The organism is Natrinema versiforme JCM 10478 (genome assembly GCF_000337195.1).
Taxonomy (GTDB): Archaea; Halobacteriota; Halobacteria; order Halobacteriales; family Natrialbaceae; genus Natrinema; species Natrinema versiforme.
This window is the reverse complement of sequence record NZ_AOID01000064.1, coordinates 102,875-123,032: the sequence shown is the minus strand read 5'-3', so window position 1 is coordinate 123,032 and position 20,158 is coordinate 102,875. Positions and strand designations below refer to the sequence as shown.

Below are 20,158 nucleotides of genomic sequence, written 5' to 3'. Positions count from 1 at the left end.
ATGAAACGCCGAAGATAGTTCCGATATTCTCGGACGGGATGATTACACACATACGGTCGTAAATCACCTGCTCGCTAAATTAGAACGGCGACTGCATTTCTATAGTAGCCACTGAAAGTCAATACATATCCGATCGCACGATGGCTATGGTATTAATATGCAAATCGTTTCAGTTGTTACTAGAGCTTTCGTACTGCCCTACCCAATTACGCCGTTAGACCGAGCAGGTCATCGTAGTAAAGCCGCCAACATCTATTTACGATAATATCGGATTCAGGCTTTCAAGAAACGCCTCAAAACTGCACCTCTACATATGAACCAGTAGATAAAGAGTTCAATTGTTATCAAATCTCCAAGTCTATTCAGTCAATGCTAGAAAGATGGCGAAACGCTTATTGCTCTTTACTATCTCAGAAGTAGATAGACGAATGGTAGTTAACAGTCCCTCAGATAGTAGTGTTGTCATTGACGGACAAACGCTAACGATCGACGAAATTGCTGAAGTTGCCCGAAATGGAAGATCAGTCGTACTCTCAGAGGACTCGTCCCTCCGAGATTCCATGAAAGCTAGTGTCGAACTTCGCAATGATCTCATTGATCAAGGTGTACCGCTCTACGGTATTACGACTGGATTTGGTGACTCAGTAAATCGGCAGATTTCGCCAGAAAAGGCATCAGAACTTCAAGATAACCTTATTCGGTTCCTCGGTGTCGGGACCGGGGACTTACTTCCACGTGATGCAGGTAGGGCAGTTACGTTAGTGCGAGCTAACAATCTTGTGCGCGGCCATTCCGCTATCCGTATTGAAGTAGTCGAACGACTTCTGGAATTGTTAAATCAAGACATTGTTCCAGCCATTCCTGAGGAAGGGTCGGTTGGTGCTAGTGGTGATCTCGCCCCTCTTTCATACATAGCTGCGGTTTTGACTGGTAAACGAAAGGTGTACTACGAGGGAGAGCTTCAAGATACTAAAGAAGTGATGGAGGACACGGGGATTGATCCAATCGATCTTGAACCGAAGGAAGGATTGGCATTGGTTAATGGTACCGCCTATATGACAGGGATCGCAGCCCTAACTGCGGCCGACGCACGCCGATTGGCCCTCTGTGCCGATGTATGCACTGCTCTTGCGACTGAAGTGCTCAACGGCATTTCGAGCCCTTTTCATCCATTCCTTCACGATGTCGCAAAACCGCATGATGGACAGATCCGATCGGCGCGTAACATTCGGTGGTTACTGAAAGAAAGTGACCTAGCGCAACCGTACGATCAGGTTGTCGAACAGGCAGGAACGATAGAAGATGAGGAATTCCGTGAATTATCGGTCAGCATTCAGGATAAGTATTCGCTCCGTTGTGCACCCCACTTTATCGGAACGCTTTGGGATGCACTTGAGTGGGCTGAACAATGGCTTGAGACGGAAATCAACTCGTCGAATGACAATCCTCTTTTCGACGTTGAGTCTGAACAGGTATTCAGCGGTGGAAACTTCGCCGGCGGTCACATGGCGCTCGCAATGGATAGCTTACGGACTGCGGTCGCCAGTATCGGTGACCTCCTTGATCGCCAACTTGAACTGATTGTCGACGAAAAATTCAATCACGGACTAACTCCGAATCTAATTCCCGACCTCCCCGAAGGGCACTCCGACAAGGGGTTAAACCACGGGTTCAAAGGCATGCAACTGGCCTGTTCCTCAATTACAGCCGAGGCGCTTAACATGTGTATGCCATCGACCGCATTTTCACGCTCGACTGAGTCTCACAACCAAGACAAGGTATCAATGGGGGCCACTGCAGCACGACATACCCGAGATGTCGTGGAACTCGTGGAGAAAGTAAGTTCCATCCACCTGCTTGCCCTGTGTCAGGCTGCAGATCTGCGAGGCGCCAAGCAACTCGGGAACACAACAGCGATCTACGAGACGATCCGTGAGGAGGTGCCACCGCTCGAGGGCGACCGCGAGATGGATAAGGATATTCAAAGCGTCCAAACCCTGCTCCGTAATAATCAACTTCTAGAAGATCTTGAGTCAAAGAGCCACGACAATTCGCTGACTGAGAGGGGGCGCCATTCAGATTAGAGGTTGTGGAAACGGTCAACCTGAATATTGGCGGTGCGAAACTGCTTTTTGATGAGGTTTCAGTCGGGATAGTCGAACTGCCTGTTCTGCTTTGTAGGATCGCTAGCCCAGGCTTTATTTGAGCGATCCCACTGAGAGAGTCACCACGTAGAAACCGGGAGACTGCGGGATTCTACGGGTATCTGACCGTTCGACGAAGATTGTAGACGGCACATTTTAACACCATCTCACGGAATTCGAGGTGCCAGCTTCGTGCACGCACGACGGAGCCGAGCGTGCGCTTGATCGAGGAGAAGACGGTTTCGATCATCCAGCGGCGGTTGTACCAGAGACGGCTCATTCGGGCGTTGTGAGCAAGGTCCATCTGTGTTCGGTTAAGGAGCGAAACCGACAGACGCCAGCGTCATGACGAGCTTATCTTCAGAAACCGCGTAGAGAGGTTGTGAAACCCGAACTCTCTCCAACACTCATACGCCGTCGGTTGACTTCTCTCTTTCTCGTAGACCTTGTCGAAGGCATCGCGCGCGAGCGCGATGCCGTCCAACGTCAGCGGACGATCGATATCACGATGCTCGTCTGGTCGCTCATCTTGGGCTTCGCCGTGGACGGCGAAACCCGCTCTATCGCCTCGTTTCAGCGGGTCTACCAGACTGCGACCAACGAGACTGTGGCTCGTTCCAGTTTCTACGACCGATTTACGCCGGAACTCCGTGATCTCCTGAGCGACCTCCTCGCGCATGCGCTCGAGGAGGTCGCAGTTCCGCACACCATCGCCCCACAACTCACGCAGTTCCGCGACACGATGATCGCCGATGCAACCGTGTTCAGGTTGCATCGGCTCCTTACAGCGTTTTCAGCGACTCACGAAGATCAATCTGGAGCACAGCTGTTCGTCGTCTACAACGTGACCAAGCAGACGCTCGCACAGTTCAAGCTCACTGATGAACGAACCCACGAAAGCAGCCAGTTCCGCACGGGGAACTGGCTGCGTGGACGGCTGTTTCTGTTCGATCTCGGGTACTACAGCTATCGACGGTTCGCGTTGATCGACGAAAACGACGGCTACTTCGTGAGCCGGTTGAAGACGAACGCCAATCCACGAATCGTCGGCGAACGACGGAAATGGCGCGGGCGCGCCATTTCCTTGACTAGAACCCATCTCCAAGACCAGCTCTCGAAGCTCACGCGCAAGCAGATCGATGTAACCGGCGAGTTCGAATTCAAGCGACGGAAGTATGGTGAGAGGCGGTCAGCAGCCACCGTTGAGTTTCGTGTCGTCGGTGTCCGCAACGAGGACACCGACGACTACCACCTCTACGTGACGAACCTCCCGGACGAGTTCACTCCTGGGCAAATAGCAGCGCTGTACAGCCTGCGATGGAAGGTTGAGTTGTTGTTCCGGGAATTGAAGTCACGGTACGGTCTGGAGAAGTTCGAGACAGGTGATGAAGCGATTGCAGAGTTGCTCGTGACGGCGGCTCTGCTGACGCTTCTGGTCAGCAGAGCCTTGTTAGCGGTGTTTCGGGAGATTGAACCCGATGTTGAGTATCCAGAAGAACGCTGGGCGACGACCTTTCGGCCGGTCGCCCAGCCAGTGCTTGCGGATCTCGCACTTGCTCTGAGCCATCCACCACCGAACCTTCCTGAACTGGTGCGTCGTGAGGCTCGTCAACCAGAGAGATCACGCCTCACCTTGAATAAACGAGTGGCTCAAGCCTTCAACCCGGGGGTGCGGCCTTAACCAAACACAGATGCCACCTAAGCAGATAGCAAGCTAAAAGAGGGGCACCTGCTTAATTTTGTCGTCAACAGGACCGTCATCCTGGGAAGTTTGATTTATAATATTATTTGACAGATTATAATAAATATACTAGTATATTAACATTTGATAATATTACAAATATACCGTGTTGCTGAGTACATTGCCCGATAGTCATTTCCGAAATATCCGGAAACACTAAGTTGGCATAGTGCATTATTGAGGATAGAGATATGGTGGAAAACGGCAACACCCTAAAAACAATTGAGAAGACATTCGATATACTGACAATATTGCTTGAGCATGACGGTGCAGGAGTGTCAGAAGTCGCTGAGCAAATTTCCATGCCAACCAGTACTGTTCACGACTACCTTCGTACTCTTGAACAAATGAACCATGTCGTGCGGAAGGGAAATGAGTATCACGTAGGTATGCGTTTTCTGTATTATGGTGGCTATGCACGACACCAGCAAAAGTTATACCGCATAGCCAAGTCGGGGGTAGAAAATATGGCAGAGGAGTCTGGGGAGCATGCTAATCTAATGATAGAGGAACAGGGAGAAGGAGTGTTCCTCTATCAGGCAAAAGGTGCTGATGCGGTTCGTTTAGATACATTTATCGGGAACAGAGTTCCATTACATTCAACGGCTCAAGGAAAGGCCATTCTGGCCAACTTACCTGAAGACAAAATGTATGAGATAGTAGATGAAACGGGTTTAAAAAAGTACGCAAAAAACACGATAACGGAACGTGAGGAACTGTTCGATGAACTCAAACTCATTCGAGAGCAGGGTTACGCAACCGAACGTGAGGAGTATGTAGATGGTATGGGATGTGTTGGAGCTCCAATTAAGTTTGATGACGGACAAATAATTGGGGCTATTAGTTGTTCAGCTCCATTAGAACGTTTTGAAGAAGCGATTTCAGATTTAGTTTGTCGCACTGCAAACGTTATTGAACTCAATATCACCCACTCGCCATAGGCAGAGATGGGTAGTAATAGATTAGAAGAAGTGATTAAAGCGAAAAATGGCACTGTCTATAGTAGGCACTAGTGCTGCTTCAGTTCTAAACTACTAGAATGGATCGAGAGACGTTTTCTCGTGTGAATCTAGTGTTTCACGGCTGAAGCCGCACTAGAAGTGAGGGTGTCATAAAACGGTTACCACACCAAAGAGGGTCGTGTTTAGTTTGTAGCATTGTGCCAGACGGTGAAGGCTTGGAGCCACGATTCGGCTGTTGACGGTTGTGCGTGACTAAAACAGTTTGAGAACGAAGAAGTACGTCNGGTCGTGTTTAGTTTGTAGCATTGTGCCAGACGGTGAAGGCTTGGAGCCACGATTCGGCTGTTGACGGTTGTGCGTGACTAAAACAGTTTGAGAACGAAGAAGTACGTCGTTTTATATCACGAAAGACACGTTCGACACTGTTCCGATTTCCATGTTTTTCGTATTGAAATCGGAGTCCTGATCGGCGGAGTGCAGTCTGGAGATGTTTTGCTCCATCGACGAGAAACACGGCATCGTCTAGGTCATGTTTCTCACTGAGTTCCTGCAAAAACCGCTCTGTCAAAGCGGTTGTAGTAGTCGAGTAGAGCCGTATATGGAGGATTTTGTTCGTTTGCGGATCAACAGCGGTGTACAGCCAATAGCGATGTTGGTCAAGCTGAATCACTGTCTCGTCGAGCGCGACGTGATTCGGATTCTCATCTACTGCCGGCTGTAGATCACACTTGTGAACCCAATCGTGAACTGCCTTCCGACTGCGTTCGACACCAAACTTCTCTAATTCTCGAACGGTATTCGAAAGCGATAGCCNTCGACGTGATTCGGATTCTCATCTACTGCCGGCTGTAGATCACACTTGTGAACCCAATCGTGAACTGCCTTCCGACTGCGTTCGACACCAAACTTCTCTAATTCTCGAACGGTATTCGAAAGCGATAGCCTAGCAAGATGGAGTCGAATACCGAGTTCCATCAGCTGACGTGGTGTCCGCTCTCGCTCCACAAAACTCAAATCGATCCAGTCGCTACACCCACTGAGGCGGTCGATTTTTGGCATAGAGCACCACAAAATCGTGCCGCCTCACTTTTCACGCTTAACGAAACAGCNCCAGTCGCTACACCCACTGAGGCGGTCGATTTTTGGCATAGAGCACCACAAAATCGTGCCGCCTCACTTTTCACGCTTAACGAAACAGCACCTCTGGCGCTGTCGAATGCAGTTCTGCTTGAATTTCTGCATAGTGATTGATCAGTACGCCTGATGCGCCGCATCTCGAGCAGTCGAACGGTGATCCAGTCGAACCAAGCGTCGCTGCAATCGGATCATGCCTGCACTCCTCGAGTTCGGGTTCTGTCTTGCGGACGAAACGCTGCTGAGAACGAGCGAGTGCAGCACTGCGAGATTTGCCATCCGAACGCCGAGACAGATCCGGGCAGCCGCAACGAATGAATCGCCGGCGATCACGGATCTATCGGCCACATCGTCGGCCTCGATCGAGCGCAGAATCCGTCGGGCAGTCGGCCGGATTGGTTCGAGGAGTTCGATTTCCCGAGACAATATGTTTATACCATGGCAAGACAGTCCAGCCGTATGACCAATTCAGATCTCCGTCGGCGGGACGTTCTCATCGCGGTCTCAGGAACCTCTCTCTTGTTGGCAGGCTGTACGGAAAGTGACTCGTCGGTCACTGACTACGGAACCGCATACGGACGCGAATACGGATCCGGAAGCGAGTAACAATGGTTGAGCGAACACCGCGACTTGACCTCGGTACGTTTGACGAAGGCGAGGAGTGGGACCACACCGACACGGTCGAGGCCGTCGACAAACACGCGATCGTTCGGGGACCGATTGCTGACCGGCCCGCTGAGGGCGAGTACGACGACGAACTTTACCACGCGACCGATCAGAGAATTACATGGCGCTGGGACACCTCGAGAGAGGACTGGGTGTATTTCAGCGGACAGGGAAGCCCTGATCAGCCGGTGCCGGGAACGAGCCACTTCGAGGCGGCGGAGTTCGTCGACGCGCGCACCGCGGAAACTCCCGTCTGGAACGTCGAAGCCCACGGGATCGAGGGTGACGGCGAGACCGAGGTCGGTCAGAATGTCCACGACCTCCTGGCGGAAGTTGAGTCGGCTGGCGGCGGAATTGTTTACTTCCCGCCCGGCCGGTACATCTTCGAGCGGACGCCGCTGATCGGCGACGATACGATCCTGCTAGGTGCGGGTCGCTCGACGGTCTTCGAGGGATCTCGGCCCAACGGGGAGGAGGGACGGGCACTCCTCTCCAATCGGGGCTACGACACGGTCGAGTACGGTGGCGCGTCGAACTGGGGGATCTGTAATGTCCGAATCGATTCGCCAGAAACGAACGGCATCATGCTCGCGCACGCAGAAAACGTCCGGTTAGAGGACGTCTACGGCGACCGTATCTACTACCATCACATCGATGTCGTGTCGTCCAAAAATATCAATATCGACAGCTACTGGGCGACTCGAGGCGGTGAGGCCGGATCGAACGCACCGATACAGTTCGACAATCAAACATCGGAGATTGCGTCGAACAGCGTCTGGAACGGTACCGACGAATCGCTGGCCGGGAGCGACGGGACGCCGACGCGGAACTGCACTCTCGAGAACTTCGAGATCGATCCAGAGAACGGTCCGGACTACGGTGTCCACATGCACCGGAACGGCAACGAGTCGATCACGATCAGAGATGGCTATATCACTGGTTGCCTGTCTGCGGCGATTAGAGGTGACACCGGGGACGAGATCGCGGACTTGACGATCGACTGTGTCTCGTGTATCGAGAATGCAAGGGGTATCTCGCTCGGACAGCTCAAGAGCGGTCGACGGGAATTGACGATCACTAATGTCACGATCAGGACCGACAACCGGGGACTGGCCGCCGGATCGGGGATCTACGCGGCTGGGTTCGACGGTGCCGAAATATCGAACACCATCGTTGACGGAGAGTTCACGAACTCGATCCTCTTTGACGATATGGATGATCTGAAACTGAGTACCGTGACGGCTAAGGGTGCGTCGAGTCAGGCATTCCGATTCCGAGAGAACGTCGATGCGACGCTGACGGCCGCTCGAGCGGCGGACTGTGGCGATGCGGGCGTTTACGCAGGGTCGAATAGCAGTGTCGCCTACGGCGGCGTCACGTTCGAGGATGTCGGGAGCGAGGTCGTTGTCGATGGTGAGCTGCGGGAGTGGAATATGTCCTCGTAGGCAGTTTCCACTCGATGTGGATGGAACCCAACTACAACTGGGTTGCGTGCAAAGAATACGTCATAGAACGGGTTGCATACCCCACTCTGTGACTGCCCGACGAACGGTGAGGACAGACGAGAGCGTTACCAGAACGGCCATCTCCCTATTCGAAGAACTCCATCTCCACACGTCCAAGTGGATTCCTGTCCAGTCCTGATTCATCAATTACGCCGTTAGGATGAGATACACGACGCGAGCAGTCCTTCCTCTTACGCTGCTTTCTGATCTTCGACCACTACTACTGGACTCTATGTGATTATCTGAGTTAATCATTATAGGGATCCTATTCAGAAGAAATGACATCTGTTGGTTGAGTTGGATGTGCAAGCCTAATACACACCCCCAACCCGGACTCAAAGCTGTTGTGAGTATGATATCCGATAGAGAGGATCAGCATCATAGCACGGTGGTGGTTCAGAATGACAAGTAGCAACAACTGGACGCGGCGAGCGTTGCTTGGTACTGGTGGAGCAACAATCACTACAGGAATGGCCGGTTGTCTGAGTTCACTTACTGACAGCCAAGAGAGTAACGGGGAGTTCACGGTCGGCGAGCTCGGGAACCCAGACGACAACTGCTTGGACTGCATCTCGCCGTCGGCGTCGTTCGCGATTGCCGACCGCCTCGAAGAGGAATCAGACGGCGAACTAACGATGATCATCCAGCCGGACAACCAGATTTGCAGCTCGGCGAGTTGCGGAACGAAAGTTCAGAGTCAGGTCATCGAGGCCGGCTACGGGTCGATCGGAAACTCGACGGCGTTCTTTCCAGAAAACCAGATCTGGCTCGTTCCGTACACGTTTCCGTCGCCGGAGTCGATCACGCATACGATCACACACGAATACGCCTGGGAGAATTTCTGGCTTCCGTTCGCGCGGAAGTACAACGTCCTTCCGTTCTATTACTGGACGCCCGCGCTTCGGGATGTCTTCATCTCCGAAGGCGGGACGGAACAGATCGGCGGCGACCTCAGACGACCGGAGCAACTCGAGGGCCTGATCATTCGTCGGACCGCGTCGCGGGCCGCGGACGAGTCCCTTGGGACTTGGAGCGCGACGCCGACCGAAGTATCGTGGGGCGACACCGTTCAGGGAATGGAGACCGGCGTCGTCCAAGGACTCGAAACGTGGTCGTCGGTCGCAATCGGCTCCGGAATGGGGCCGGTCATCGATCAGGTCGTCGACGTGGGATTCATGTGCGGGCAAGGGACCCTGTGGGTGAACACGGACTGGCTGCAGTCGCTCCCGGACGAGCATCGAGACCTGATCGCCGAGGTCACGCGGGAGACGACCGAAGAAGCGGTCGCGCAGGCCGACGAACTGGTCGACGAACGTGTCGGGCAACAGGAGTCGCCGCCAGATGGCTCGGCGTGGGACGAGTTCGGCGTGACAGTGAACATCCTCGACGACGACGAGCAACAGGCGTGGGTCGATCCGCTCGATCCACAACAGAACCCTGAGAAGTGGGAGCCCGAACGGGAACTGCTCAATAACTTCGAGGAGACGCCCGACGACTTCTACGAGCGGGTCTACGAAATCGCCCGCGAGAGCAGCGCTCCAGAGTCGCCGTCCGAGTTTAGCATCGATGCGTGGTGGGACGACTACCTCGAGGAGATCTAACGACTATGTCAACGATAACGGAAACGAGCGACGTTCGGTTTCCGTCCTGGCTCGAGTATCTCGAGAAGTACTTCGAGGGGATGCTCGCACTGACGCTGTTGATGGTAGTGCTGGCCATCACAGTCACGGACATCGTCGGTCGCACGTTCTTCGCGTGGACGATCGACTGGGGGTTCGAAGTTGCGCAGGGACTGTTCGTCTGGATCGCGTGGCTCGCGGCGTCGTTCGGTCTCCGCCACCAGTCGTACTTCCGGTTTACGCTGTTTCGGTCGAAGCTCTCGGGGGGCGGCCAGTACGCCATGTACGTGATCGAGTGGCTGCTCTGGATCCTCGTTATCGGCGCGATCTTCTGGTACTCGCTCCCGGAGTTCGTCCAGACGCTCGAGTCCGGACGGATGGTCGTCGGCACCGAGAACGTGATGCAGGCCCACTTCTATCTCGCCGTGCCGGTCGGGACGGGGCTGATCTTGCTTCGCGTGATCCAGCAGGCGATCACCACGACGATCGCCTATCGTAACGGTGACGATATCCATCCGGACCCGCAAATCGGGGTGAGAGACGAATGATCGCCGCGAGCCTCCCGCTCGAGGTGCTCCTATTGGCGGTCGCGATCGTCAGCGTCCTGTTGTTCGCACTCGGTGTGCCGCTCGTGCTCTCCTTCGGTCTCTGGGTCGTCGCGTTCTACCTCTTCGTTCCTGGATTCTCGATGGCGAACATGTCGATCACAGCCTTCTCGGAGCTGGAGTCGTTCACCTACATCGCGATTCCACTGTTCATTCTCGTCGGCGATCTCTTCAGGAAGGCGGATGTCTCCAGAGACATCGTTTCGTTTTCGCGGGCCTGTCTCGGCTGGCTCCCCGGGAGCACCGGGAACACGGTCATCGGGACGTCGGCGATCTTCTCGGCGATCACGGGATCGAACGCCGCGACGACCGCGTCCGTCGGTCAGGCGCTCTATCCGTCGATGGAGGAAGAAGGGTACGAGCCGGGATACGCAGCGGCCACGATCGCATCCGGCGGAACGATCGGGAGCGTGCTCCCGCCGAGCATCATGCTCATCGTCTACGGTGTCACTTTCGGTGTCTCGATTCCGGATCTGTTCATCGCCGGCATCGTTCCCGGGATAGCGATGATGGGTATTCTACTGGGAATCAATATGTTTGTCTCAAATCGGTTCGATTACGGCATCGATACGGACGCATACGATTTCGAAGCGCGAAACGTCGCGGAGACCGCTTGGAAAGCGAAGATCGGGCTCGGCGCGATCATCATTCTGCTGGGCGGCATCTTCGCAGGGATCTTTTCGCCCGCGGAATCGGCGTCCGTCGCCGTGCTCTACATCCTCGTGACGGCGGTCGTCACCGGCCGACTCCGAAGCGGAAGCGAAATGGTCAGGGCCGGCTACACGTCGCTCGTACTGGTCGGCGTGCTGATGCCGATCATCGTCATCGCCGTACTCGTCCAGCAGAACCTGGCGTATCTCAACCTTCAGGACGCCGTTTCGGAAGCGATCCTCTCGTTGGGATCGGACTGGCTCATTATCGTCGCGCTCGTCGCAACTGTGTTGATCGCGGGCCTGGCCCTGGCGTCGATTCCGAACGTCGTACTGACGGCACCGCTGCTGACGCCTGCGGCACTTGAGATCGGTCTCGATCCAGTCACCTGGGGCGTCATCTTCATTCTGGGGGACGCAATCGGCTTCATCACGCCTCCGTACGGGCTGAACCTCTACATCATCAGCGGACTCACAGACATCGACTACATGATCGTCGCGTACCGAGCTCTCCCGTTTCTCGGCGGTCTGCTGGCGCTCCTATTCGTTCTGCTCGCCTTTCCCGAGATCAATTTCCTCGCCTGAGGATATTGTCTTCCAATTCTCCGATCGGTATCTATATTTATAATAATAAATGTCTCGCACTACGCCTGAGAAGACCATTGCACGGTGCAGGGTAGTAGTCTATCGGCGCTTCAGTAGCACAGAAATGAGCATAAGCGCCGCAAAGACGATTGCGAAGCCCATCACTCCGACTCCGAAAACGTAGTATGGGTTTGTAAAATCGGGACTGTTGAGGAACAGAAAGAGGCTAAAACTCGAACCCATCAAGACAATCGCCGCAGACTGAATACTCGGATTATACCAGTCTTCAAGCGAATCCCGAACAGTCCCATACATATCATAATAATAACTTCTATACCGGTATAACGTTTGCGGTCAGTGAAAATCCGATAAGTTCGCACACGTAGTTGCCGTTGATAGTACAGTTATCGGTGCAGGACTCTGCTTCTCTGGATACTGTCAGAATCGGTCTGTTGAAGACAGAGCGATAGTTGAGGTCACTCCTCTGTTGCATCGAATTCAATATCCTGTTTCTCACCAGCTAGCGCGATATGTCCATAGTTGAGTAGCCCGACAAAGACGGCTCCGCCGACAATGTTGCCGGACGTCGTCCAGAGGAGAAAGTGGCCGTATTCACCGAACGTGACATCTTGTCCCAAGAATATCGCAGAGAGGACTTCCGTCGTTCCGAGAATGCTGTGATGGAAGGGCCCGGAGCCGATGACCGCCGTGACGATAATTACGAAGAGAATTCGGCTGACCGTGTCCCGGCTCGCCGCAGACAGCCACGTCACTAACCCCATTAGCCAGCCAGCAATCATTCCACTCAGGAAGATTACCCACCACGAGTATGGAAGCAATGCAGATGCTAATGTTCCAAAGGCATCTGCATCGATAATACCCAATGGTGGGCCAACGAGAGTGATTAGACCGGCAAATAGCACGCAGCCGATGAGATTTGCGACGAGTGTGACGGTCCAGACGCGACATAGTTCGCCGATTGTCGCTCGGCCATCGAGTACCGGTAGAATCGCCATCGTTGAATGGGCGGTGAACAGTTCCGTTTGCCCGATGACGACGAATAAGAACGCAATCGAAGACACACCGCCTAACGTGACTTGCTGTACCAATTTTGATTCGAATCCCCCGGAAAAGGTCAGTGCCATCGCCATGAGCAAGGCACCGAAGCTCAGGTTGAGCCCTGCCGACAAGCCGGAGAGAAACACGCCTTTGGGAGGGCGATTGATCTCCTTGAGTGCACTTTCCATCTCCCGTTCAAGGATTTTTCTATACGAGAGTGAAGCGCCCTCCGGTGCATCGGACTCTGTGCCCATTTTCTGTTTAAATTGGTTTCACTGGAACAGGCTTGAAGTTGGGTGTTTATGGAGTTAGCTGAGAATTCCGAGAATAATCAACAGATCCATTTCCTGTATTAAAACATTACGTTGACGAAGACTGTAAGTCATGTAGCTCTAGTTCTATATGGCTCTGTGGTTTACATGTCACAGCCTTCGTGGCGAAACGCCACGGAGACTCGCGACGCTTGTGGAGCAAGATCAGATATTGAGTTGAGGATCATATCAAGACTAAACAGTATTATAGTGGATTTCTATTCGATCCGATCTAAATTCTATCTAATTAGTAACACTATTGTACATATATTCCACATATAATTCATACATGTCAACGTTCAATCCACACGTAGTTGCCGTTCAGTACATAGAACGGATTTATCGGTCTGTCTCTTTCCAGTCGTCCGGGTCCCCTTCACGGAATTCACCCTTGGCATGACGCTCGTGAGGCCAGAAAGTGACACCCAGCAATACGACGTAGAACACACCCACAACAGCAACCACAGCAATCCCAGAAATACGGTCGATTCCAGCAGTTGCCAGCCAGTCTTGGCGCGGCGCGAACGCTGTAATCCTGAAGACCCATGCGATCAATAGGACACTGAGCAGAGCAAGGTACACACGCCGGAGCCGGTTTGCAAGTGCTTCGTGTAATGAGACTTTCAGCGTCGGCCTGCGATAGTCCTTACTCAGTTCCGCTCGCCAGTCGTGACTTTCAATGCCTTGAGACGGATCGAGGGCATTTGCGAGCAGGTTCTCTTGGATGACTCGCGTACGAGAGCGAAAGACATCGTAGTCCCGGTACCGTCGTGCTTCGATGCTCAGAAAGATTGTGACGACAACGATCCCGATCAGCAAGATATAGTGTGGATTATCGGTACTCGAGAACGCCCACGTCAAGATTGCTGCCATCAGCGTCACTGCCCACTTCGTCGTTTCGTCGAGGCGCTGCCGCCACGTCCCCACTCGGTCTATCTCCCCGCGGTAGGCGTGGGCCATTACCGAACCGAGTCCCGTACTGTCGTCGACCATTTCGCGGCCGATCTCCCGTTGGTCCGGTGCTGTTGGGTCGAACTCGTCGCTACTCGAATCGGTCATGAAGGAGAGACATCTCCTCGCTTCATAAGTAGTTATGCTGACTGCGCAATCTGAGTGTCATGTACTGGAGAACATCGAACAGTACGCACACCTACTTACTCGAGTCCGCTCAACCTCTCGGTTACGCTCTGCAAGTTTGGTTTTGAGATCCTCAATCGTTGCCTCGAGACGATCTATACGCTCATTTTTCTGTTCGAGCGCGGTCTCCAGTTCGTCGACACGATCGGTCACCAGTTGGTTCATCTCGACCAGATCCGCACGGTTCTGATTCCGCTCCGATTCGTCACGGCTAGCAGTAGTCGACGACTCGCTCGTTCTGGGAACAGATTCGATTGCTGTCTCTCGAGTGTCCGAGTCGTAGAACTCGGAGGTGGTGGCAATCACTCGTTCGATGGTCTTCTCACCGTAGGTAGAACCGTCTGCGTAATGGACTTCGTCCCCCTACCTCGGAGTAGCCCCGATTGGCGGAAGGGGCAGTCTATCTGCTGCTGATCCCCACCAGTCCAGAACGCCAGCAGACAACAGCGTGCCATACCCGCGTCTGACTGACTTTCGTAGCCGGCAGTCGAGCCACGCCACAGCTGCTCGAACTTCTTGCCGTTCGATGCGTTCCGTACCCGCTCGAGCAGGTCCTCCTCCTCCTCGAGGCCAATATTGGCATCGGACGCACTGGTTGTCATTGTTGTCTGCTCATCAGTGGTGCTCTCGGCCCCAGATTCGTGCCCTGAACCATTCAGAGTCTTGACGTACTCCCGGTGGATCACCTCGAGTGCTCCCTGTCGACGAGCACCGCGAGTTGGCGCGTCCTCAAGGCGATCGCCAATCGCGGTGAAAACCGAGCAGTGTCGTACAGTTCGATACTGCCACGGTGTTCCGCCCATCTGGGAGTCCCCCCTTGATGATCACAAGAACCCAGTGCCCGACGGAGAGATCTCAGTATCGGACTCACGATTTAACGAACACACCGAAATCCAGTGGGCTGTTCGCTACCCTGTCCAACGGGGATAACCCGTTGTATACTAGTTGGTTTTTGGCCAGATTTCATCCCGGACAGTACTCCTGTCTGGTGGTTCTTACCCCGGACATCCGTAGATTGGTTTACCCCGGACAATCAATTACCCCGGACAAGATCTGAGAAGACGGAGAATATATGGTAGAGATGGCTATATACGGCCGAATTGCTGATTGATCCACAAGTAGAAATGAACTACCCTACTTCGCTCGTCCTGCGGACTCGCTCGTTGAGGGAGGGGTTTCTGAGTCAACTCTGAGACGTACACGAACTTGTGCAGCGGTCTCATCATCGTCGCCCAGTTCAAGGGACACTGGTTACCGTGTCGTTCCGCTGCGGACCCGTTCGAACAACGAGATGGCGACAGGTTCGATGCGGCTCGAGTACTGCATGAGCGACGTTCCGAGGATACTCATAACGAGGACATAGCCGACGGTAAAGGCATAGATGGTCTGTGCTGTCTCCGCTGCCATACCGCTTCCGGCCCCGGAGAGGGCAAGACTCGCGATGATCAGCGAGAATTCGCCGCGGGTGGTCATTCCGAACCCGACCCGTAGCGACCGGCGGTCGTCGAGCCCGTATATCCGTCCACCGAGGTAGCCAGTCACGATCTTCGTCGGCGTCGTCACGATCACAGCGGCGACGATCATTCCGAGAATCGAAACCGTGAACAGTCCCGGATCAGTGACGAGCCCGATCCAGAAGAAGAATATCGCTGCGAACGCGTCTCGCAGCGGCTCGAGCAACTGCTCTAAGTCGTGGACGTGATCGGTCGAGGAGAAGGCCATGCCGACGAAGAAGGCGGCGACGGCCTCGCTGACCCCGAGCGCGTACGCGATGCCGGCCACAAGGATCGTGACTCCGAGCGCGCGGACGACGATGAACTCGTTCGTGTCGGCGTCGAGAAAGCGCTGAAAGAAGCCGGTGCCGTAGGTGACCAGCGCGAGCAGAGCGACGATGACCGCGACCGCGATCCCGATCTGTCCCGCGGCTTCCCCGATATTACCGCCACCGAAGACCAGTGCGGACGCAATCGCTAGGTAGACGGCAATAAACAGGTCCTCGTAGACGAGCGTGCCGAGCATCGGTTCGGACTCGTCATTGGCGATCCAGCCCAGATCGATCAGTGACTTCGTGATGATCGCGCTCGAGGAGATGTAGACGATTCCTGCCATCAGGAAGGCCGCGAGGAAGGTTCCGAAGACGAGATAGCCGAACACCAACCCGGTACCAAAGTTGATGGTTAGATCGACGGATCCTGCTTTTCCGATCCGATCTTTGCTCGCGATCAATCGGCTCAGGTTGAACTCGAGGCCGAGGAAGAACAGGAGGAGGACGATCCCGATTTCTGCACCGACGACGATGAAGTCGGTTTCGCCGAGCGCGAGTCCGCCGACTGTGGCCAGGAGATTGACGCCACCGATCGTCACCTCGGGAACAGTGACGGCGATGCTACCGATCCCAACCTCGTTGCCGGCAAGCGCGGGGAGTTCACCGAGTACGTTCGATCCCAGCAACACCCCGACAATGATGTAGAACGGGATCACCGACTGATCGATCCGACTCGAGCAGACACCGGCTATGGCGACCGCAGTAAACAGGATGCCGACATCGACGAGCGCCGTTTCAGTGGCCACTAGCGCTCACCTCGAGCAAGAACATTCGTCGCGATCACTCGTCGAGTCCGGCTCCGAGCAGTTCCTCGAACTGAGCGCAGTCCTCGCGGTCGCCGATGACGACCAGCGTGTCATCGACCTCGAGGACCGTCTCCGGCGTCGGCGGTGAAATCAACTCCTCGCCGCGCTGAATGGCGACGATGGAGACGCCCGTCCGGTCGCGAATGTCCGCCTCTGCGAGAGTCTGGCCGGCGACTTCGGCGGTCTCTGAGACGCCGTACCACTCGAGGTAGGTATCGTCGGAGAGCATCGTCTCCACCTGTTCGGCCTGCACTGGCTGGAAGTACGCCCCTTCCAGAATCGTGCCGATTTTCCGGGCCAGACGATCCGACGCCTCGAATACCTTCTCGCTGTCGGCGTCCGCGTCCGCTTTCAGGTACACCTCTCGTTTCCCCGTGTTATGGGTCACGATGACGAGGCGCTCCCCGTCATCGAGTTCGATTTCGAACTTCTTTCCGACGCCGGGAAGATCGCTCTCGTAGACAGTCATACGTCATCAAAGCGAGGGCGTGATAATAAATGGCGTGTCCCGGTCGTCCGATCGCAGTCGCCTCTGTCGTATTGGAAGACATCTGCATCTGGAAGGATCTTCCAACCATCTCAGAAGGGAGAGAGGCCACTGTTCCGCCCACCAGAGCCGTTCGAACGAAACAGCTAACGACGTGCCGTAAGCGGAATTATAATATTGAAATACTATGGATTGCCGATCAGCGATTCATCAGCCACGCGGGACGGTCCGCCTCCGAACGGCGGATGATCCGAAAACGGCCGCCAATACGTTCCCCGGTCCGACGCTACCGGTACTCGCATTTCAGAGGGGGTCGGAGTCGTCAAACGCCTTCTGGTGAACCAACGGATGATCTGGGGAGATCACATGGCAGAGCGGATCAATTGCCGTCCATTACCGCGACTACCGGTCGGTCCGCGTCCAGAAGGATCGATTGGGTGACGCTTCCGAATAGCGCCTTGCCGACCGGCGATCGTTTCCGTCCGCCCAGCACGATATATCGGGAATCTACTTCAGTAGCATAGTTCAGGATTTCTTCGGCGGTATTTCCCGTTCGTCCGATCACTTCGCGTTCCCGCGAAATCCCCTCGGAAGCCCGTTCGGCGACCGTTCGAGCGCTTTCTTTTCTGTCCTCATCCGTCGGCTTTTCATCGATGTTGACTTTCTCATTGAGGAGATGATCGTGCTCCGACTCTTCATACACGGAGACGACGTGAAGCGGTTCGTCAAAGCGGTCGGCTAACGTCGCCGCTTCCTTCACTACTGCTTTCGACCTCTCCTCGTCATCAACTGAAGCAATAATTGTCATATGATATCCTTAGATGTTGGGAGGTAAATAAATGTGGGTTTGGTTGTAAGGGATTGGTTCACGAAAGTAGCTATTGTAGTGTCGCTCATCCCGACCAGTCGTAACTTCCAGTAGCGAGGAGTTCGTTGGTAGCTGTTGATGGACAGGGACTCGATTGCTCTGTCGAGACAGCATCGGAATTCCGGGACAGTACTCACGAAGAAGGCCGAGTAAGCCGTTCGATAGGCGGGGCCCTCGATCACTAGTACAGTACTGTAGTGGCTGGGTGTGAGTCGGTACGCTTATGCTAGTATATTACTGACACGTCACCTGTGGCCTCTGAGTCTAGTATCACTATCGGTGATCGAGATATAGATCCAGTCCGTGGCGGACTGTTATTCCTCTTCATTGGCCTCGCGGTCACTGGCTATGGAGGGTACGACTACTTCCAGCAGGAACAGGCAATAGATACTGCGGTCTCAGTGGATGCAACGATTATCGAGACGGGTGTCGAGTCTGATAGTACTGGGTCGAGTACGAGCACCGACTACTATCCAACTGTTCGGTTCGAGTATACGTATCAAGGTCAATCGTACACATCGACCAATGTGTACCCGGCGACAGTGAGACCGTCGTACGACACGCAATCCGCAGCAATGGATGTCGTCGACGAGTACGAAACCAACAGTACTGCCACAGCGTATATTCCCCCCGAGTCACCGGGAGATGCGTTCCTCAAGAACCAACGGTCGAACGGCCCGGTCATCGCTGTTGGGATCGGTGTGATATCCATGCTCTTCGGTGGCCGATCTCTCTTCATTGGATACCGGAAGCCGTAGCCAGACACATCGTATATCCGTGTCCAAACACGTGGTCGCGTTCGTGGGGTGGGAACTCGTTCCCTGTGTCTTCGACATAGAAGCCTTCGTCTACCGGACCGACACGAATGGCAGAACGTCCGGCTCAGGAACTTGTACACCGAACAGGTTCGGCACAGGGGCCATCCGACCAGCCCGAGAGTATCCACTACGAGAATGACGATCGAAATCGACTTGCGCGGTCGGCCCGCCGACGAGTATCGGACACGACTCTTCGACGCATTCGACGGGAGCGAGCCCGGCGACGACATCGAGATAGTGGCCCCAACAGACCTCGACCCACACTTGGTTCGCTACCAACTCGAGCACGACCGTACCCTCGAGTGGGAGTACGAGCACCCGGACGCGGAACCGCGGGAACTCGAGGTGACCATTGGGGACTCGCTTGAGGGGGACCTCGGCACGATCGATGTTCGCGACTTAAAACCGCAGCGTCGTCACGAGGTGCTCCTCGAGATGTTCGATCGCTTGGGTGCCGACGAGGGGGTCGTCCTCGTGAACGATCACGATCCCAAACCGTTGTATCACGAGCTCCGTTCGATGCACGGGGACATCGTCGACTGGGAGTACGTAAACGAGGGCGGCGGCGAGTGGCGAGTCGAGATCGTCAAGACGGCGGAATCAACGGCCGACGACGAGGATGTCGTCACTCGATACGACGTTCGGAAGATCCCGAAACAGGAGCGCCACCCGACGATCCACCATCGGTACGGTATGATTCCCGAGGATGGCACGATGGAACTGATCGCACCGCACGAGCCGCGGCCGCTCCGACAGGAGTTCCGCCAGCAGTACGGCGATACCTTCGAGTGGAATATCGTCGCCCAAGAGCCGGGGCGCTGCCGCGTTCACATCACGAAGCGAAGCGAGGCCGATGACGGGACCTCGAACGACGCCGAAGCCGACGGAACCGACTCAGCGACCGACGAGGAATCGCTCGAGATAACTGAGGAACTCGACGTTCGCGATCTGCCGCCCGCCCAACGCCACGAACGGATCTTCGATGCGTACGCCGAGTTGGCCGGCGGCGAGGGATTCGTCCTCGTAAACGACCACGATCCCAAGCCGCTGTACCACCAGTTCGATGCCGAAGCCGGGCCGGAATTCCGCTGGGAGTATCGCAAGCGAGAGTCGGGCGAGTTCCGTGTCGTGATCGGGAAGGCGAACGTAGCTGGTACCGAATTCAGCGCGAACGAAAACTCAGCAGATGATAGAACGGAGCCTAACGCGCCGTTCTAGACCCTTTGCAGCCCGTCG

Annotated in this window: 15 protein-coding genes and 2 pseudogenes; 9 read left to right on the top strand and 8 right to left on the bottom strand. The window is 54.8% G+C overall.

Annotated features, from left to right (window positions below; translation table 11 throughout):
• Window positions 1-380 precede the first annotated feature (380 nt).
• Window positions 381-2,084: an aromatic amino acid lyase gene (locus C489_RS20215; RefSeq protein ID WP_086009381.1), complete on the top strand. Its 1,704-nt coding sequence runs from the start codon at window positions 381-383 to the stop codon at window positions 2,082-2,084.
• A 172-nt stretch (window positions 2,085-2,256) separates the two neighbouring features.
• Here the strand turns inward: C489_RS20215 and C489_RS20210 are convergent.
• A pseudogene (locus C489_RS20210) lies at window positions 2,257-2,448 on the bottom strand (IS5 family transposase); the annotation flags it as partial.
• Window positions 2,449-2,526: 78 nt separating this feature from the next.
• On the opposite strand from C489_RS20210, the gene C489_RS20205 reads away from it, so the two are divergent.
• Together C489_RS20205 and C489_RS21230 are read left to right on the top strand one after the other, a co-directional pair.
• Window positions 2,527-3,825 (top strand): IS4 family transposase, encoded by a 1,299-nt coding sequence (locus tag C489_RS20205; RefSeq protein ID WP_083902867.1) that lies wholly within the window; start codon window positions 2,527-2,529, stop codon window positions 3,823-3,825.
• A gap of 251 nt (window positions 3,826-4,076) precedes the next feature.
• Window positions 4,077-4,826, top strand: coding sequence for an IclR family transcriptional regulator (locus C489_RS21230; protein ID WP_083902866.1), 750 nt, complete (start codon window positions 4,077-4,079; stop codon window positions 4,824-4,826).
• A gap of 313 nt (window positions 4,827-5,139) precedes the next feature.
• On the opposite strand, the pseudogene C489_RS21225 reads toward C489_RS21230, so the two are convergent.
• Window positions 5,140-5,906 (bottom strand): annotated as a pseudogene (locus C489_RS21225) (IS6 family transposase).
• A 683-nt stretch (window positions 5,907-6,589) separates the two neighbouring features.
• On the opposite strand from C489_RS21225, the gene C489_RS20200 reads away from it, so the two are divergent.
• The 4 genes from C489_RS20200 (at window position 6,590) to C489_RS20185 (ending at window position 11,611) form a co-directional block, all read left to right on the top strand.
• Window positions 6,590-8,092, top strand: coding sequence for a glycosyl hydrolase family 28-related protein (locus C489_RS20200; protein ID WP_006433252.1), 1,503 nt, complete (start codon window positions 6,590-6,592; stop codon window positions 8,090-8,092).
• Between the two features lie 461 nt (window positions 8,093-8,553).
• Window positions 8,554-9,753: a TRAP transporter substrate-binding protein gene (locus tag C489_RS20195; RefSeq protein WP_239642102.1), complete on the top strand. Its 1,200-nt coding sequence runs from the start codon at window positions 8,554-8,556 to the stop codon at window positions 9,751-9,753.
• A gap of 5 nt (window positions 9,754-9,758) precedes the next feature.
• A complete protein-coding gene (locus tag C489_RS20190) occupies window positions 9,759-10,319 on the top strand; it encodes a TRAP transporter small permease (protein WP_006433249.1) in 561 nt (186 codons plus the stop codon).
• Window positions 10,316-11,611: a TRAP transporter large permease gene (locus C489_RS20185; protein WP_006433247.1), complete on the top strand. Its 1,296-nt coding sequence runs from the start codon at window positions 10,316-10,318 to the stop codon at window positions 11,609-11,611. The genes C489_RS20190 and C489_RS20185 overlap by 4 nt, the downstream gene beginning before the upstream one ends.
• 476 nt (window positions 11,612-12,087) lie before the next feature.
• On the opposite strand, the gene C489_RS20175 is transcribed toward C489_RS20185, so the two are convergent.
• From C489_RS20175 to C489_RS20150, 6 genes are all read right to left on the bottom strand, one after another.
• On the bottom strand, window positions 12,088-12,924 hold the full coding sequence (locus C489_RS20175) for a formate/nitrite transporter family protein (protein WP_006433245.1): 837 nt from the start codon (window positions 12,922-12,924) through the stop codon (window positions 12,088-12,090).
• Between the two features lie 396 nt (window positions 12,925-13,320).
• The gene (locus C489_RS20170; RefSeq protein ID WP_006433244.1) at window positions 13,321-14,040 is read right to left on the bottom strand and encodes a DUF2270 domain-containing protein; all 720 of its coding nucleotides are present in this window, start codon (window positions 14,038-14,040) and stop codon (window positions 13,321-13,323) included.
• A gap of 380 nt (window positions 14,041-14,420) precedes the next feature.
• Window positions 14,421-14,804 (bottom strand): phage NrS-1 polymerase family protein, encoded by a 384-nt coding sequence (locus C489_RS22990; protein ID WP_338041780.1) that lies wholly within the window; start codon window positions 14,802-14,804, stop codon window positions 14,421-14,423.
• Between the two features lie 565 nt (window positions 14,805-15,369).
• Window positions 15,370-16,689: a cation:proton antiporter gene (locus tag C489_RS20160; RefSeq protein ID WP_006433243.1), complete on the bottom strand. Its 1,320-nt coding sequence runs from the start codon at window positions 16,687-16,689 to the stop codon at window positions 15,370-15,372.
• A 34-nt stretch (window positions 16,690-16,723) separates the two neighbouring features.
• Entirely contained in the window at window positions 16,724-17,218 is a 495-nt protein-coding gene (locus C489_RS20155; RefSeq protein ID WP_006433242.1) for a cation:proton antiporter regulatory subunit, read from the bottom strand.
• 397 nt (window positions 17,219-17,615) lie between these two features.
• Window positions 17,616-18,044 carry a universal stress protein gene (locus C489_RS20150; RefSeq protein WP_049891171.1) on the bottom strand — a complete coding sequence of 143 codons (429 nt, stop codon included), beginning with the start codon at window positions 18,042-18,044 and terminating at the stop codon, window positions 17,616-17,618.
• Between the two features lie 311 nt (window positions 18,045-18,355).
• Here C489_RS20150 and C489_RS20145 point away from each other — a divergent pair, with 311 nt between their 5' ends.
• Both C489_RS20145 and C489_RS20140 read left to right on the top strand, forming a co-directional pair.
• Window positions 18,356-18,862 (top strand): DUF3592 domain-containing protein, encoded by a 507-nt coding sequence (locus tag C489_RS20145; RefSeq protein ID WP_006433240.1) that lies wholly within the window; start codon window positions 18,356-18,358, stop codon window positions 18,860-18,862.
• Window positions 18,863-19,057: 195 nt separating this feature from the next.
• A complete protein-coding gene (locus C489_RS20140) occupies window positions 19,058-20,140 on the top strand; it encodes a DUF2249 domain-containing protein (RefSeq protein WP_006433239.1) in 1,083 nt (360 codons plus the stop codon).
• The last annotated feature ends 18 nt before the right edge of the window (window positions 20,141-20,158 follow it).

Excerpts from the sequence above, each read along its gene's own strand:
- C489_RS20215 (WP_086009381.1), top strand. The coding sequence starts at position 381 with ATGGCGAAACGCTTATTGCTCTTTACTATCTCAGAAGTAGATAGACGA.
- C489_RS21230 (WP_083902866.1), top strand. The coding sequence starts at position 4,077 with ATGGTGGAAAACGGCAACACCCTAAAAACAATTGAGAAGACATTCGAT.
- C489_RS20200 (WP_006433252.1), top strand. The coding sequence starts at position 6,590 with ATGGTTGAGCGAACACCGCGACTTGACCTCGGTACGTTTGACGAAGGC.
- C489_RS20195 (WP_239642102.1), top strand. The coding sequence starts at position 8,554 with ATGACAAGTAGCAACAACTGGACGCGGCGAGCGTTGCTTGGTACTGGT.
- C489_RS20190 (WP_006433249.1), top strand. The coding sequence starts at position 9,759 with ATGTCAACGATAACGGAAACGAGCGACGTTCGGTTTCCGTCCTGGCTC.
- C489_RS20185 (WP_006433247.1), top strand. The coding sequence starts at position 10,316 with ATGATCGCCGCGAGCCTCCCGCTCGAGGTGCTCCTATTGGCGGTCGCG.
- C489_RS20175 (WP_006433245.1), bottom strand. The coding sequence starts at position 12,924 with ATGGGCACAGAGTCCGATGCACCGGAGGGCGCTTCACTCTCGTATAGA.
- C489_RS20170 (WP_006433244.1), bottom strand. The coding sequence starts at position 14,040 with ATGACCGATTCGAGTAGCGACGAGTTCGACCCAACAGCACCGGACCAA.
- C489_RS20155 (WP_006433242.1), bottom strand. The coding sequence starts at position 17,218 with ATGACTGTCTACGAGAGCGATCTTCCCGGCGTCGGAAAGAAGTTCGAA.
- C489_RS20150 (WP_049891171.1), bottom strand. The coding sequence starts at position 18,044 with ATGACAATTATTGCTTCAGTTGATGACGAGGAGAGGTCGAAAGCAGTA.
- C489_RS20140 (WP_006433239.1), top strand. The coding sequence starts at position 19,058 with ATGACGATCGAAATCGACTTGCGCGGTCGGCCCGCCGACGAGTATCGG.